This is a genomic window from Paenarthrobacter sp. AMU7, from assembly GCF_041200195.1.
Classification (GTDB): Bacteria; Actinomycetota; Actinomycetes; order Actinomycetales; family Micrococcaceae; genus Arthrobacter.
Window position 1 is genome coordinate 400,404 of the sequence record NZ_CP165735.1, and the last position, 13,909, is coordinate 414,312.

Annotated in this window: 13 protein-coding genes; 2 read left to right on the plus strand and 11 right to left on the minus strand. The window is 63.6% G+C overall.

Annotated features, from left to right (window positions below; translation table 11 throughout):
• Window positions 1-2: 2 nt before the first annotated feature.
• From ABQM86_RS01950 to ABQM86_RS01965, 4 genes are read right to left on the minus strand one after another with little or no spacing between them, the layout of a single operon-like run.
• A complete protein-coding gene (locus ABQM86_RS01950; protein ID WP_369745803.1) occupies window positions 3-833 on the minus strand; it encodes an aldo/keto reductase in 831 nt (276 codons plus the stop codon).
• A gap of 30 nt (window positions 834-863) precedes the next feature.
• The gene (locus ABQM86_RS01955) at window positions 864-1,943 is read right to left on the minus strand and encodes an NAD-dependent epimerase/dehydratase family protein (protein ID WP_207595851.1); all 1,080 of its coding nucleotides are present in this window, start codon (window positions 1,941-1,943) and stop codon (window positions 864-866) included.
• Entirely contained in the window at window positions 1,940-2,911 is a 972-nt protein-coding gene (locus tag ABQM86_RS01960) for an aldo/keto reductase (RefSeq protein WP_207595852.1), read from the minus strand. The genes ABQM86_RS01955 and ABQM86_RS01960 overlap by 4 nt, the downstream gene beginning before the upstream one ends.
• Window positions 2,912-2,946: 35 nt before the next feature.
• Window positions 2,947-3,768 (minus strand): aldo/keto reductase, encoded by an 822-nt coding sequence (locus tag ABQM86_RS01965; protein ID WP_207595853.1) that lies wholly within the window; start codon window positions 3,766-3,768, stop codon window positions 2,947-2,949.
• A 215-nt stretch (window positions 3,769-3,983) separates the two neighbouring features.
• On the opposite strand from ABQM86_RS01965, the gene ABQM86_RS01970 reads away from it, so the two are divergent.
• Window positions 3,984-4,868 (plus strand): helix-turn-helix domain-containing protein, encoded by an 885-nt coding sequence (locus ABQM86_RS01970; protein WP_369745804.1) that lies wholly within the window; start codon window positions 3,984-3,986, stop codon window positions 4,866-4,868.
• A 59-nt stretch (window positions 4,869-4,927) separates the two neighbouring features.
• Here the strand turns inward: ABQM86_RS01970 and ABQM86_RS01975 are convergent, their stop codons facing one another.
• Complete coding sequence (locus tag ABQM86_RS01975; protein WP_011773002.1) at window positions 4,928-5,137, minus strand: dodecin; 210 nt, start codon at window positions 5,135-5,137, stop codon at window positions 4,928-4,930.
• 108 nt (window positions 5,138-5,245) lie between these two features.
• Window positions 5,246-6,052 (minus strand): SDR family oxidoreductase, encoded by an 807-nt coding sequence (locus tag ABQM86_RS01980; protein WP_207595855.1) that lies wholly within the window; start codon window positions 6,050-6,052, stop codon window positions 5,246-5,248.
• Window positions 6,053-6,212: 160 nt separating this feature from the next.
• Here ABQM86_RS01980 and ABQM86_RS01985 point away from each other — a divergent pair, with 160 nt between their 5' ends.
• On the plus strand, window positions 6,213-6,644 hold the full coding sequence (locus ABQM86_RS01985) for a universal stress protein (RefSeq protein ID WP_024819067.1): 432 nt from the start codon (window positions 6,213-6,215) through the stop codon (window positions 6,642-6,644).
• A gap of 80 nt (window positions 6,645-6,724) precedes the next feature.
• On the opposite strand, the gene ABQM86_RS01990 is transcribed toward ABQM86_RS01985, so the two are convergent.
• Genes ABQM86_RS01990 through ABQM86_RS02010 form a run of 5 tightly spaced genes read right to left on the minus strand, consistent with a single transcriptional unit; the run spans window position 6,725 to window position 13,893 of the window.
• Window positions 6,725-8,401, minus strand: coding sequence for a thiamine pyrophosphate-binding protein (locus ABQM86_RS01990; protein ID WP_369745805.1), 1,677 nt, complete (start codon window positions 8,399-8,401; stop codon window positions 6,725-6,727).
• Window positions 8,398-9,189 (minus strand): cyclase family protein, encoded by a 792-nt coding sequence (locus tag ABQM86_RS01995; protein WP_369745806.1) that lies wholly within the window; start codon window positions 9,187-9,189, stop codon window positions 8,398-8,400. Before ABQM86_RS01995 ends, ABQM86_RS01990 begins: the two co-directional genes overlap by 4 nt.
• Before the next feature lie 7 nt (window positions 9,190-9,196).
• Window positions 9,197-10,834, minus strand: a complete 1,638-nt coding sequence (locus ABQM86_RS02000; RefSeq protein WP_337340703.1) for an NAD(P)/FAD-dependent oxidoreductase — start codon at window positions 10,832-10,834, stop codon at window positions 9,197-9,199.
• A gap of 32 nt (window positions 10,835-10,866) precedes the next feature.
• The gene (locus tag ABQM86_RS02005) at window positions 10,867-12,624 is read right to left on the minus strand and encodes a flavin reductase (protein ID WP_369745807.1); all 1,758 of its coding nucleotides are present in this window, start codon (window positions 12,622-12,624) and stop codon (window positions 10,867-10,869) included.
• 30 nt (window positions 12,625-12,654) lie between these two features.
• Entirely contained in the window at window positions 12,655-13,893 is a 1,239-nt protein-coding gene (locus ABQM86_RS02010; protein WP_369745808.1) for a styrene monooxygenase/indole monooxygenase family protein, read from the minus strand.
• Window positions 13,894-13,909 lie beyond the last annotated feature (16 nt).

The window sequence follows — 13,909 nt, forward strand, 5'->3', positions numbered from 1 at the left end:
TCTTAGTGCCCCTGTACGTCCGAGTCGACGCCTGCGTCAGGTCCGGCGTCGAGCGTTTGCAGTTTGGAAAGGTCCTCCTGGTCCAGTTCGAAATCGAACACGTCCAGGTTCTCCTGCATGCGTTCCGGATTGGCGGTCTTGGGAATGGCAACCAGCCCTTGCTGGACATGCCAGCGCAGCACCACCTGGCCCGGAGTCTTCGCGTACTTTCCACCAATGGCGGCCAGCACCGGGGCGTTGAGCAGGTCGCTGCTGGCACCCAACGGGCTGTAGGACTCGGTGATGATGCCATGCCGATCGTTGTAGGCCCGGGCGGCCGGACGGGGAATGGAAGGGCTGACCTGGATCTGGTTGACCGCCGGTACCACCTCCGTTTCCCGGATTAACTGGTCAAGGTGCGCTGGCTTGAAGTTGGAGACGCCGATGGAACGGACTTTGCCGGAGGCCTGCAGTTCCTCGAAGGTCTTCCACGTGGAGACGAACTCTCCACGACGGGGGAGCGGCCAGTGGATCAGGAGCAGGTCGACATACTCGAGGCCGAGGCGATCCAACGATCCCTCAAGCCCGTCGAGGGCCTTGCCGGAGCCTTGGAATTCGCCATCCAGCTTGGTGGTGATGAACAGTTCTTCACGACCCACTCCGCAGGCGCGGATGCCGTTGCCCACACCCGTCTCGTTCCCGTACTTCTTTGCCGTGTCCACATGCCGGTAGCCATGTGACACCGCCTCCACTACGGCGTCGGCAACCTGGGCATCATTCAAAGGCCACGTGCCGAGTCCCAGCTGCGGGATCTTGAAACCGTCGTTCAGTTCGATCAGTGGGGCAAGTGCCATGGGCTGGGTCTCCTCTGGGTTTCTCTGTTTCTACGCTGGCCGCTGGCTGCTTGGCAACAGTGATCGTCGTGACCAGTCATGGAGCCGGTCGCTCAACTCCATGAAATCTTCCTTCACAACCTGCAGCTCCGGGTGGGCATCGTGCCACTCCACGATCTCCCGGGCGCCGTCCGCGAACGGAATAGTGGCCCGGTAATCAGGAACCAGCGCCTTGATCTTCGAATTATCGAAGACCACCGAGTGCGAGCGGTCGCCCAGCAAGTTGGGGCCCAGCTCCGGGCTGTGGGCGGCGATGGTTTCTGAGGAAACGTGGAATAGTTCGGGTTCCGCGACGCCGGCTGCCCTTGCGAAAAGACGATAGACCTGGTTCCACGGCAGGAACTCGTCCGAGGTAATGGTGTAGCTCTCGCCAATGGCCTGCGGCCTGCCCAGCAGCCCGACGAAGGCCTTGGCGAAATCCCTGCTGTGGGTCAAAGTCCAGAGCGAGGTTCCATCTCCGTGAACCAGGATGGGCATCCCCGCGCGCATGCGGTGAATGTCGGTCCACCCGCCCACCATGGCGATCTTGGTGCGGTCGTAGGTGTGGGATGGCCGCACCACCGTCACCGGAAAGTCCTGTTCGCGGTAGGCCTCGAACAGCAGTTCCTCACAGGCGATTTTGTCCCGGGAGTACTGCCAGAACGGGTTCTTCAGCGGGGTGGATTCCCGGATAGGCAGTGTTGTTGGCGGTTTTTGGTACGCCGAAGCAGAACTGATGAACACGTACTGACCCGTCCGCCCACGGAACAATTCGATCCCGGCCAGCGCCTGGTCCGGGGTGAAGGAGATGAAGTCCGCAACGGCGTCGAACTCTCTTCTCCCCAGTACTTCCTGCACAGCGAGCGGGTCGCGGATGTCCGCATGGAGGACCTCCGCACCGTCGGGAACCGGTCGCCCGGCTGACCGTCCCCTGTTGAGGATGGTCAGCCGGTGGCCCAGTGCGACGGCGCGTTCAGCCGCCGCCGCACTGATGACGCCGGTTCCGCCGATGAACAGGATGTTCCGCGGCGAAACGGTGTCCGCCGCCGCTCCGAGGACGTCGGGGAAGCCGTGGGCGCGGAGGCTGCTCACCAGGCGTAGTCTTCGGGGGCAGGGCGATGGCCCGGGAAGATGTCATCCAGCCGCTTAAGGGCGTCTTCGTTCAGTGTGACGTCCAGCGCCCGAATGGCTGCATCCAGTTGTTCCTGCGTGCGTGGACCCACGATCGGTGCTGTGACGGCCGGTTGGTGAAGCAGCCAAGCCAAGGCTACGTCGCCGGGCGCGTGGCCCAGCTCGTCCGCGAAATCCTCGTACTGGCGGATCTGGTCCTCGTGCTGCTTGAGGGTTTCCAAGGCCCGGCCCTCAGCGCGGCGAACTCCCTGCTCCTCCTTCTTGAGAACGCCACCCAGCAGCCCGCCCTGCAGCGGCGACCACGGAATCAGGCCCAGGCCGTACTGTTGGGCCGCCGGAATGACCTCAAGCTCCAGCTCGCGCCGGAAGAGGTTGTAAATGGACTGCTCGCTGACCAAGCCGGTGTAGTTCCGCCTCCTGGCCGCTTCCTGCGCCTGGGCAATGTGCCAACCCGCAAAGTTGCTGCTGCCCGAGTAGATGATCTTGCCCTGCTGAACGGCGACGTCAATGGCCTGCCAGATCTCGTCCCAGGGAGTATCGCGGTCAATGTGGTGGAACTGGTAGATATCGATGTAGTCCGTCTGCAAACGCTTCAGGCTCGCGTCCAGGGCCCGCCGGATGTTCAGTGCCGACAACTTGGACTCGTTGGGCCGGTCCGTCATGGTGCCGTACAGCTTGGTGGCCAGAACGGTCCGTTCGCGGCGCTCGCCGCCCTTCGCGAACCAGCGGCCAATGATTTCCTCGGTCCAGCCGCGGTGCCCGGCTCCGCCGTATACGTTGGCGGTGTCAAAGAAGTTGATGCCGGAATCCAGTGCGGAGTCCATGATCGAGTGGGCCGTTGCTTCGTCGGTCTGGGGACCGAAGTTCATGGTGCCCAGGCAGAGGCGGGAGACTTTCAGGCCGGAGCGGCCAAGGTGGGTGTACTGCATGGTTGATGAGGTCCTTTGTTTTGTACAGTCAGGGCTTAGAGCTGGGTGAAAGCTGCGACGGCGGGATCGGAGCCGATGCGTGCGCCCGCCTCCAGTGCCGTAATGGCTGCCAGCTCGGATTCGGTGAGGGAGAGGTCGGCTGCTCCGAAGTTCTCCCGCATTCTGGTGGAGTCCGCTGACTTGGGGATGACGATGGTTCCCTGCGCCAGGTGCCAGGCCAGGATTACCTGTGCAGGAGTAGTGCCGTGTGCTGCTGCGACGAGGGCCACCTGCTCGGCGTTCAGGTCCTTGCCCTGGCCCAGCGGGCTGTAGGCCTCAACGGCAATGCCCAGGTCGCGGCACTTGTTGGCCAGTTCGCCCTGCTGGAACGTCGGGTGGACTTCGATCTGGTTCACGGCCGGAACCACTTCTGCTTCCTTGAGCAGTGTGTCCACGTGGTCGGAGAGGAAGTTGGAAATGCCGATGGCCCGGATCTGCTTGTCTTGGTACAGCTTTTCCATGTCCTTCCACGCCTGCGTGAAGAGGCCCTGCGATGGGACTGGCCAGTGGATCAAGTAGAGATCGATGACTTCCAGGCCCAGGGCATCGCGGCTTCGCTGGAAGGCGTCATAAGCCTCGCCCTGCTCCCCATTGCGAAGCTTGGTGGTGATGAAAAGTTCTTCCCGGGGGATTCCCGATGCAGCGACAGCGGCACCAACGCCGGCTTCGTTGCGGTAGGCGGCTGCTGTGTCGATGTGACGGTAGCCGGCGTCCAGGGCATCTTCCACGACCTTCTGGGTTTCGTCCGCAGGTACTTGGAAGACACCAAATCCGAGCTGGGGGATGGTGACGCCGTTATTCAATGTCAGCTCTGGCATGACGGTCTCCTTCGACGGATGGTTATGGCGGTGACGCTCCGGCATTCTGGGTCCGTAATTTCCCGGGTTCCAGAAAGCGTTTTCGGAGGCTCTGACTGAGCCTATGCAGTTTTGCCGGCAGAGTCAGCAGTCCAACCTGATCCTGTTTTTCCTAGGTCTGTCAGTCCTACCCACAATGGTGGTGTTTCACACGTCCGCAACGGCAGAATGGACGGATGGGTCAAAGCGCCGAGTTCGGTAAATTCCTCAAAGTCATGCGTGCCCGCCTCTCACCCGACGACGCCGGGGCGCAGGAGTCCGGCGGTGCCAGACGGGTGCCCGGACTCCGCCGCGAGGAGGTTGCACGCCTTTCCGGTGTGAGCACTGACTACTACACACGCCTGGAACAGGGCCGGAATATCCACCCCTCCAAGGCGGTCCTCGATTCCGTGGCCCGCGCACTCCGCCTGGACGCGGGGGAGCAGGCACACATGATGGACCTGCTGGAGCACTGTGCCAGCTCTGCAGGAAGTCCCGGCCCCGTGCAAAAGGTGCGGCCGGCCCTTCGGCAGCTGCTGGACGCCGTCGGAGATGTTCCCGCCCTGGTGCTGGGCAGGCGCGCGGATGTGCTGGCCGGAAACCGGCTGGCCCACCTGCTGTTCGCCGATTTCGCGGCTTTGCCTGCAGCCGAGCGGAACCTGACGCGCTGGATCATCCTGGATCCAGCGGCCGGAGCGTTGTTCAGGGATTGGAAGACAGTGGCCGCTGAGGCTGTCGGGGCGCTGCGCATGGATGTGGGCCGGCACCCCAACGATCCCCAAACCAACCATTTGGTGGGCGAACTTGCTGTCCACAGCGAGCATTTCCGTCAGTGGTGGGCCGGCCACAGGGTTGCCACGCGCTCCGCGGGAACGGTCCGGTTGCACCACCCGGTGGTAGGCGACCTGGAACTGAACTTTGAAACCCTGAGTCTCCCGGACGACCCCGACCAGCTCCTGCGGGTCTATTCGGCGAAGGCAGGTTCGCCGTCGTCGGACGCTCTGACGCTCTTGAACTTTGGCGACATGGGCACCCAAGCTGAAGTCTCGGCACCTGAACCCGCCCGCCGAGAAGGCAGTTAATGACAATCCGGAGCTCCGGAACTGTCATCAACTGCCATCTCGTGTGGGTAGAGGGGGAGTCAGCGCTCCAGGCGGAAACCGAGCTTGATGGTGACCTGCCAGTCGGCCACTGCGCCGTCCTCGAGGTGGCCGCGGATTTCCTTGACCTCAAACCAGTCCAGGTTCCGCAGCGTCTGGGAGGCTGTTGCGATGCCGTTTTTGATCGCGTCGTCAACGCCTTCGGTGGAAGTTCCTACAATTTCGGAAACGCTATATGTGTGGCCAGCCATGGTGCTCCTCATCAACGTCTTACGAATCTCTGGAAAATCCGACCCGCCAGGCAGGCCGTCCAAGCAGACTAGCCCACGGATCTCCGTGCGGCCAGAGCCTGCGCTGGCTTAGCTTTCGCGCCAATCATTGCTGGTGATGTGCGAACCGGCCTGCGGTCCCATCTGCAGCATTCCGCCGTCCACGGGCCAGGACGCTCCATTGACGTAGCTCGACGCCGGGGATGCGAGGAAGGCGATGACGGCGGCGATTTCACGTGCGTCACCGGGGCGTCCCAACGGAACCCCGGGCCTTTCCTTCTGCGTGGGATCCTCGTCTTCCTGGCCGGTCATGGGCGTCGCAATCTCGCCCGGTGCCACGTTGTTGGCGGTGATTCCGTACTCGGCGAGTTCCAAGGCCATGGTTTTGATGAGGCCGCCCAATCCGTGTTTGGAAGCATCGTAGGCGGAGGCCCCTACCCGCGGTTGGAATTCGTGCACGCTGGTGACGGCGATGATGCGCCCGCCGCGGCCTGCCCTTACCATGCGCTTGGCCGCTGTTTGCATCGCTACGAACGCACCGTTGAGGTTGGTGTCCAAGGTGGACATCCAGGTTTGGTAGTCGAGGTCCAGGAACTTGGTGCCGTCGCCGGTTCCGGAGTTGTTGACGAAGACGTCCACGCCACCGAGTTCCTCAGCGAGTTTGTCGATTGCGTCCACCGTGCCTTGGACGTCTGTGGTGTCGAGTTGATGGACTACGGCTTTACGGCCGAGGCCACGGACTTCTTCCGCGGTTTCCTCGGCGCCCTTCTGGTCCGTGTGCCAGGTGATGCCTACGTCCATGCCCGCCTTGGCCAGAGCCACCGCCGTGGCCCGTCCGATGCCTGAATCCGACCCCGTGACAATGGCTGTCTGCGGGGAAAATGATGCGTCGCTCATGGTCCTGCCTTTCGCTCGGGTGATCATTTCGATAGATGTACCCCTACCCAGTGATACTGGGCATAAACACTCCCGGCGCAAAGGGTCATCCCGGCAGATGATGATGGAGTGTAGATTTTCTTGCAGCAGCACCCAGTGATCCCCACAACCAGGAGTCCTCATGTCAGAAGTTATTGTGGTCGGCGTCGACAACAGTGAGACCGCCAAGCGCGCAGCAGTGGCAGCAGCGAAGTTCGCCACCGCTCTCGGCGCCGAACTGCACGTGATCAGCGGCTTCTCCGATGACCGCATCGAAGAATTCGGCAGCGGCAGCGACCGCATCACCGTCTCCTCCGCCGACTCAGCGGAATACGTTGCCCGCAAGGTCTCCGAAGAACTGGACGTTCCTGCCGGAAACATCAAGTACTTCGCGGCGCGCGGTACTCCGGCCAACGCCCTCATCAATTACGCCGAAACCAACAACGCCTCGCTGATCGTGGTCGGCAACAAGCGCATGAAGGGCCTGGGCCGCGTCCTGGGCAGCATCGCCAACAGCGTTGCCCACGGTGCGCCGTGCGACGTGTACATCGTCAACACGGACGTCGACGCGTAACCACCCAAGTAAGTAACAGCAAACGTCGCTATGACCGCTCATAGCGACGTTTGCTGTTACCCAGTTGGGCGCCCCCGCGCTTAGTGTCCCTGGAACGCTTCCGCCAGCCACCACGAACCACCGTCGGACGCGATCTTGGCGTCGATCACCAGGGGCCGGTCTTGTGTCCCGGCTTCATAGGCCGCGATCCACGGGCGCACAGCATCGAGGTCGCCCACGGTCCGTACGGTCACACCTTCGGCGCCGAATCCACGGGCTATGGCGGCGATGTCCGTTTCCGGGAACACGACGCTGGAGAGCTCGGCCTCCGAGTGCTCCGACGCGAAGTGGTGGACCTCGGCCCCGTAGGCAGCGTCGTTGTAAACGATGCACACCAGGGGCAGTTTCAGCCTCGCGGCGGTCTCCAACTCGCTGATGCCCATGAGGAACCCACCGTCGCCCGCGCCCAGCACCGGCAGGCGCTGAGGCTGGGCAAGCGCGGCGCCAATAGCTGTGTAAAGCCCCAGCCCGATCGCCTGAAATGCCTGCGTGAAGCAGAACCCGAACTCGTCCGGAACAGCGAGGTACTGGCTGGGGTAGCCCATGAAGTTGCCGGAATCCACGGCCACGATCCGCTCGGATGGGAGCATCGAATCGAGTTCCCGGGTGAGGACGCGGGGATCGATGGAGGTCGCCGTGGACAGGTCCGCCGTGGAAACGTCCCGCCACCGCGAGCCCCGCTTGATGGCCAGGGCGTTGGTTTCGGTGCGGTACTTCCCAGCGGGCTCGGATTGCACGGTCCGCAGCGCCGTCAGGGTGTCCACAGCAGTCAGCGCCGAATCACCCAGCAGCCCCAGGGTGATGGGTCGGTTGGCGCCGAGCGCGGAGTCTTCGACGTCGATCTGCACCACGTTGGTGCCGGTGGAAATGAGTCGCCCGTGCCGCATGGTCCACATGTTCAGCGCGCAACCCCACCCCACAATCAGATCCGCACCGCTGATGAGTTCCGCCGTGGTGGGCGACGAAAAACCACCCGAGATGCCCAGGTTGTGCGAGTCGCCGTTGAACAGTCCGCTCGCCACTGCCGACGTTGCCACCAGCGCACCGGCATGCCGTGCCAATTCCAGGATCTCGTCCCGGGCGCCCCGTCCGCCGCGTCCCGCGACGAACACGGGCCGTTCCGCGGCGGAAATCAGGGCCACCAACTGCTCCACTGCGGCAGCGTCCGGGCGGGTCTTTAGCGGCTCAGTCACGACGACGGCACTCACCTCATCCGCGGCGCTGGCACTTTGGACGTCCAACGGCAAGCTCAGGACCACCGTTCGGCGCTCGTTCACCGCGGTCCGGAAGGCCCGGACAGTGTCTGCCACAGCTGTGGCGGGGGAGTGGATCCGTTCGGCCACGGCGCCGACGCTTCGGGCCAACGCGTCTTGGTCGATCTTGAAGTTGGACCGGATCGCTGCAGCCTGGGTGTCGGCGGTCAGCACGATCATGGGAGTGCGGCTCTTCGCGGCTTCACCGATTCCCGTAATGGCATTGCTGAGCCCGCAGCCCTGGTGCGTGGTGACCACTCCCACCTTGCCGGACATCCGCGAGTAGGCGTCGGCCATGGTCGCAGCACCGCCTTCGTGCCGGGTGGCGGTGAAAGGGATTCCTTCGGCCATGAGGGTGCCGGTGACATCGAAGTTGCCGCTGCCCACCACTCCGAAAACATGCCCGACGCCAAGCTTCGCCAGTGTCCTGCCCACCAGGGTGGAAACCCGTACCTGCTCACTCATGCTGTTACCCCGGCGTCTTTTTCAATCAGCGCATACACGCGGCTCGGGCTGCCGGTGCCGCCCACGATCGGCAGGGGTGCCACCACCAGGGTTGCCCCTACTACCGGGAGCCGGTCCACGTTCCGCAGCGAGGTGACGCCATATTTATCCGCACCGAGGAGGAACGAATGCACGGGGAACATCGGATCCAGCCCGCCGGCCTGCCCGGCATCGATCCCCACGGTTTCAACACCGAAACCGCTGATCGAAGTGTTACCGGCAAGCCACTTGGCACCTGCCGCAGAGACACCGGGAGTGTGGGGTCCGGCGTCGTCCGCGTTGACGAAAGCCGCAGCGTCAGCGCCGCGGGCCGCCCAACCCGTCCGGAAGATGATCCAGCAGTTTTCCGGAAAAGCGCCGTGCTGTTCCTGCCATTGCTCAAAGTGCTCAGGTTCCAGCAGGAAGTCAGGGTCCGCGGAGACCTCTGCGGTCTTGTCGATCACCGCGATGGGCCCCACCAGGCGGTGGGGTTCGATCTGGTCCACGGATTTGCCATCCTTGCCGGTGATCCAGTGGACGGGCGCGTCCAGGTGCGTCCCGGCGTGCTCACCCACGGTGACGTCGTTCCACGCCCAAGCCGGTCCGGCGTCGTCGAAATTGCTCACCGGCGAGACGGACAATCCCACCGTGTTCGCAAAGGGCTGCGGCAGGTTCAGGATGGGGGTTTCGGAGCTGAGGGGCGTCGTGAGGTCGATGATCTCCACCGAGCCATTCGAAAGGGCTGCAGTGAGCCCGGCCAGAACAGACATTGTTCTCCTATCGCTTTCTTGGTTTAAGTGCTGCTTGAAGACGCGAAAATCGTGAAGTTTTGGTCGTTAGTTTTTGGGCCACCAAATGTCCCGAGCCACCGGAGAGGCCGGGACCAGGGTGGGTTGACGCGCCGATATGCCACAGGCCTTCGACGGCGGTTTGGTGGCCTGCCGCCTCGGGGAACGGACGCCAGAGCAAATTTTGAAAGAGCTCAGCGGACCCTCCATAGGGGTCGCCGTTGACGGCATTGGGATTAGCGCCGGCCAGGTCCGTGGGGGCGATGATGTCTGAAGCGAGAACCGTGGCCTGGGTTCCCGGTGCGAACTGCTCCAGCCGGGCAAGGGCCCGCTCCAGATAGCCCTGTTTCAGCTCCTCGGTCCAGCCTTCCTCCACTGACAGTTCGCCGGCCGCATCATCTACGGGAGAAAACGGAACCTCCTGCAGTTGCAGCCACAGCGTGGCTTTGCCCTCTGGAGCGCGGGACGGATCCAGCACGCACTGCTGCCCGACCACCACCGTGGGTTCGCTGGGCAGCAGGCCGGCTTCGGCCTCGGCGCAGGCGATTCCCGTGCTGTCCGAGCCGTTGCTGATGTGCACCAGCGGAACTTCGTTGAGTCGCGGATCGAGCCACTCCACGGGCTTGTCCAAGGCGAGGTGGATCTGCAGGGCGCCGCGGCCATTCTGGTAGCGTTCGGCCGCCGCCGCGGTCGCGGCCGGTGGCTGGCTGAGCAGCCGGGTATACAGTGCCTGCGGCGAGACGTTGGCCAACACGGTGCTGGCAGCGACCACGCCCTGCGCAGTGCGAACACCGGTGACTCTGCCTGAACCGCTGTCCACCAGGACCTCTTCCGCCTCAGCGCCCAGCACGATCTGAACCCCGTTGTCCCGCAGCAACGACTCAAACGCCGCCACGAACCTCGACGCCCCACCTTTCACCACCGGGAGCCCAAAGCCGTGCATGGTCATGGCCATCACCGGCAACATCACCCCACCTGTTGCCTGGTCCGGGCCAAGCCCTGCGTGCAGGAGCCACGGTGACCACAGCTGGTCCGTTTCCCACCCATCAAAGCGGCTGCGGGTGTAGTTCCGGCCGCTCATCACCGCGTCCCGGACGAAAGACTCTGTCCCGGAGAAACGTCCACGCCGGACGGCTCCGAAGGCAATCTTCGCAACCTCCCTGAATGATCGAAGCTCCGCCCCGAACGCCCCAAAAACCGTGCCGGCATTCCGCTCAAGGTCATTCAACATGGCCAGGTAGGCGGACTGGTCGCCGGTGACCTTGAAAGCGGCAGCCGTCTCGCCCGGATCCCGCTGCGCAATGACAACGCGGTGGGCGCCCGTGGCCGGATCTGCGGCGACGCTCGCGGTCACCGGGCCGGTGGTGTTGCAGTACTCCAGACCCCTGGCATGCAGTTCCTTGCCCAAAGCCGCGTACGCACCACCTGACACGAACAACGGGTGCCAGGAAGAGAAGGAGTCGTGCACGAAGCCCGGCAGGGTCCGCTCGGAGGAATGAATGAAACCTCCCAGCCGGTCCGAACGCTCGATGATGCAGACGCGCTTCCCGTCCATGGCGAGCTCAGCTGCCGCGACCAGGGAATTGATACCCGAGCCAATGATCGCGACGTCAACGGAATCGACCATCTCCGCTCCTTTCAGAAGTGCTCAGAATGTGGCTAGAAGTCCGGGTGGCTGGCGGTTGCGTGGTATTTGCCGCCGTGGAACACCAAGGGAGCGCCGCCCTCGTAGTCGTATCTCTCCACTTCCCCCACATAGATGACATGGTCGCCGGCGTCGTGCCGTGAGACCGTGCGGCATTGGAAGGAGGCCACCGCGCCGTCCAGCAGCGGAACACCGGCGATGCCCTCGGTGGTGTCCGTGCCGGCGAACTTGTCGATGGCGGGGGTTGCGAACTGGCGGGACAGGACATGCTGGTTGCTGGCCAGGATATTGATGGCGAAATGCGTGGCGTTCTCAAAGTCACCCAGGCTGGGCGACCGTTTGCTGGGACACCACAGCACCAAAGGCGGTTCCATGGAAACTGACGTGAATGAATTCGCGGTCATCCCCACCTTCCGGCCGTCGGCAGCAACAGTGGTCACCACGGTAACGCCTGTGGCGAATTGCCCCAACGCGCCCCTGAAATCCCGGACATCAAAAACCGAGGAGTCTTCCTCTTTGCGGGCCTGCATGAAATCGGCTGCGGCAGTGGGATCGAACCACCACGGGTAGGACGTCCGGGGATCATCGAACCCGGCCACGATGCCCGCTGCCAGGGCCGGGTGTTCAGCGGCTTCGCTGAGGAGGGTTTTCTGGTGGTCCCTGCGGGGCTTAAGGAGGTCGTTGGTCCATTCAACCGCCCACTGGCCCCATCCACGCCAGAACTCATCGAACGTCCGCTCCATCCAGTGGCGGTCGAACGGCTGCCGGCCCCTGCGAACTATCGCATCGAGGTAGTATTTGGCCGCCAGCGTCGCATTGTTTGAGCCCTGCCCGGTGAGAGGATCGTTGAGGACCACTGCGTCACCCAAGCCGAACACCAGCTTGCCGTTGGCCAACTCCCCGACGGCGGACCTCACCGTTGGCGTGATGCGCCCCAGAAGCGTGGCGCCGCTGTCGGTCAGTTCCGCGGTGGCAAAGTTCTCTGCCTCGTGCGGAAAGTGCTCCCTCAGGATCTCCAGCGATCGCGCAAGGTGCTCTTGCGAGGTCCCGACGTCGGTCCACCGGTCCATGGGGCCGCCCACCACGCCTTCGAACACCATCATGCGGCACGGCCCGGAGACGGTCAGGCCCGGGAACGTAAAGAACTCGCCGACGCCGGGGACCATGGACATGCGGATGGCGGCGCCGCTGCTGGAGGTGCTGTCCGGTGACGCGTCGCCCGCGACAGCACAGCTGTCGGCCGTGACGTAGGTGAGCGCCAGGACCCGCTGCGGCCGGTCGAAGGGCGACTTTGCCTTGTCGCGCGGGAAAATCTGGCCGATCTCGCCCTTGCCGGTGCTGACAATCACCAGCTCGTACTCGCGGGCGAGCTCTTCGAGCATGCGCGGAGTGACCTTCTCAATGCGGAAGTCGCCCCCGGCGGCCACGAACGTCTCGATCCAGAGTGCGCTCTTGATCCGTTGGTCGATGGAGCGGGCCGGCCCATCCAAGGGGGCCTCCCATCCGATGGGTTCTTCCGCTTCCACGCGCAGCCGGATGGAGGTGATGCCCGGGACGGAGCCGGACTCGTAGAATTCCGTGAGCGCTGTCCCCATCTGGGCTTCGGCGTCGAGGGCTGTGGAGAACATGCACTGGCTGGACATGACTTTGCCGCTGCGGATCTGGGCCGCGGAGCGGTCGGACAGGAGCGTCACGGCGTAGCCATCCCGCTGCAGGCCCAAAGCCAGTTGGGCACCGGATTCCCCGGCCCCGACGATTGCAATTTTTCGCATGGTTAAGTCCTTGCTGGCGCGGGTGTGCTATTAAACCTTGGCGGCGGAGAGGCCGGCCAGGTAGTCGGCAGCTTTGTCCGGGTACATGAACCAGTCCTGGAATTCCGGAGGGTGGTTGAAGCCGTTGGCGAAGCGGTGGGCAATGGCCGGCTCGTTGTTCGCGGCGCCCAGGAGTTCAAGGACGTGGGGCGGCGGTGGGGCCAGGAGGGCATTTGTCCAGTGTGCAACGTGCTGGGCGTAATCCCAATAGCGCTCGAAGGTGGCCTGCATGAACGGAGCGTCAAACGGCTGCGCCTCGTGTTCAATAATGCTGGCCAGATACGACGCCGCGCACTTGCTTGCGTTGTTGGACCCCTGGCCGGTGATGGGATCGTTCAAGACCACGACGTCGGCCAGCCCCAGTACCTGCCTGCCGCTGGGCAACGTGGCGATGGGGTGGCGGACGGTGGGCGCGAACCGGCCTTGGAGGACGCCGTTGGGATCGGTCAGCTCGACGTCCGTGGCCCGCTCTGCTTCCCACGGCAGGAAGGTGCGCAGGATGTTCTTGGAGTTCTCCAGATGGTCCTCCGGTGTGAGGCCCTTCCAGGTGTCCATAGGCCCGCCCGGCACTCCTTCGAAGACCATGATTTCGCAGGGGCCGGTGGTGGTGAGGGCTGGGAAGACGAAGTACTCGCCAACTCCGGGGATGAGGTTGAACGAGACCGCCGAGTACTCTTCGCGGGGCTTCAGGCCCTTCACGTAGGTCAAGGCAAGGGCGCGCTGCGGGGCGTCGTAGGTGCTGCGTTCGGCGTCGCGGGTGAAGAGTTGAGCGATCTCGCCTTTACCGGCCGCCACGATCACCAAGTCCGAGTTCTGCGTGTATTTCTCCAGCTGGTCCATCCCGGCGTCGTCAAAGATCAGCTCACCACCGCGCGCAACAAACTCCTCCATGAACCGCGGAAATTTCACCCGCTGATCGATGGACTTGGCGTGGTTATCCAGGCGGGATGCCCAGCTGATGGCCTTCTGACCTGGCAGTTCAGGGTGGGGGATGGTGAAGGAGATGCCGTCCACCGTGGGGGCGTCGGGCCAGAAGTCCAGCCCTAATGCGCGTTCGTGCTCCAGCGCGTTATGGAAGATGCACTGGCTTGAGGCCACTTTGCCTTCCTGGATTTCCTGCGGGGTGCGGTTGGAAATGGTGGTCACGTGGAAGCCCGCGTCCAAAAGCCCGATGCCGAGCTGCAGCCCGGACTGTCCTGCTCCGACGATGGTGATGTGGCGTTGCGTCATGGTGTTTGTCCTTGTC

What these genes read in the sequence shown, in the direction of transcription:
- ABQM86_RS02010 (WP_369745808.1), bottom strand. Translation starts at nt 13,893, where the DNA reads ATGACGCAACGCCACATCACCATCGTCGGAGCAGGACAGTCCGGGCTG.
- ABQM86_RS01975 (WP_011773002.1), bottom strand. Translation starts at nt 5,137, where the DNA reads ATGGCTGGCCACACATATAGCGTTTCCGAAATTGTAGGAACTTCCACC.
- ABQM86_RS02000 (WP_337340703.1), bottom strand. Translation starts at nt 10,834, where the DNA reads ATGGTCGATTCCGTTGACGTCGCGATCATTGGCTCGGGTATCAATTCC.
- ABQM86_RS01995 (WP_369745806.1), bottom strand. Translation starts at nt 9,189, where the DNA reads ATGTCTGTTCTGGCCGGGCTCACTGCAGCCCTTTCGAATGGCTCGGTG.
- ABQM86_RS01970 (WP_369745804.1), top strand. Translation starts at nt 3,984, where the DNA reads ATGGGTCAAAGCGCCGAGTTCGGTAAATTCCTCAAAGTCATGCGTGCC.
- ABQM86_RS01960 (WP_207595852.1), bottom strand. Translation starts at nt 2,911, where the DNA reads ATGCAGTACACCCACCTTGGCCGCTCCGGCCTGAAAGTCTCCCGCCTC.
- ABQM86_RS01985 (WP_024819067.1), top strand. Translation starts at nt 6,213, where the DNA reads ATGTCAGAAGTTATTGTGGTCGGCGTCGACAACAGTGAGACCGCCAAG.
- ABQM86_RS01980 (WP_207595855.1), bottom strand. Translation starts at nt 6,052, where the DNA reads ATGAGCGACGCATCATTTTCCCCGCAGACAGCCATTGTCACGGGGTCG.
- ABQM86_RS01990 (WP_369745805.1), bottom strand. Translation starts at nt 8,401, where the DNA reads ATGAGTGAGCAGGTACGGGTTTCCACCCTGGTGGGCAGGACACTGGCG.
- ABQM86_RS02005 (WP_369745807.1), bottom strand. Translation starts at nt 12,624, where the DNA reads ATGCGAAAAATTGCAATCGTCGGGGCCGGGGAATCCGGTGCCCAACTG.
- ABQM86_RS01950 (WP_369745803.1), bottom strand. Translation starts at nt 833, where the DNA reads ATGGCACTTGCCCCACTGATCGAACTGAACGACGGTTTCAAGATCCCG.
- ABQM86_RS01965 (WP_207595853.1), bottom strand. Translation starts at nt 3,768, where the DNA reads ATGCCAGAGCTGACATTGAATAACGGCGTCACCATCCCCCAGCTCGGA.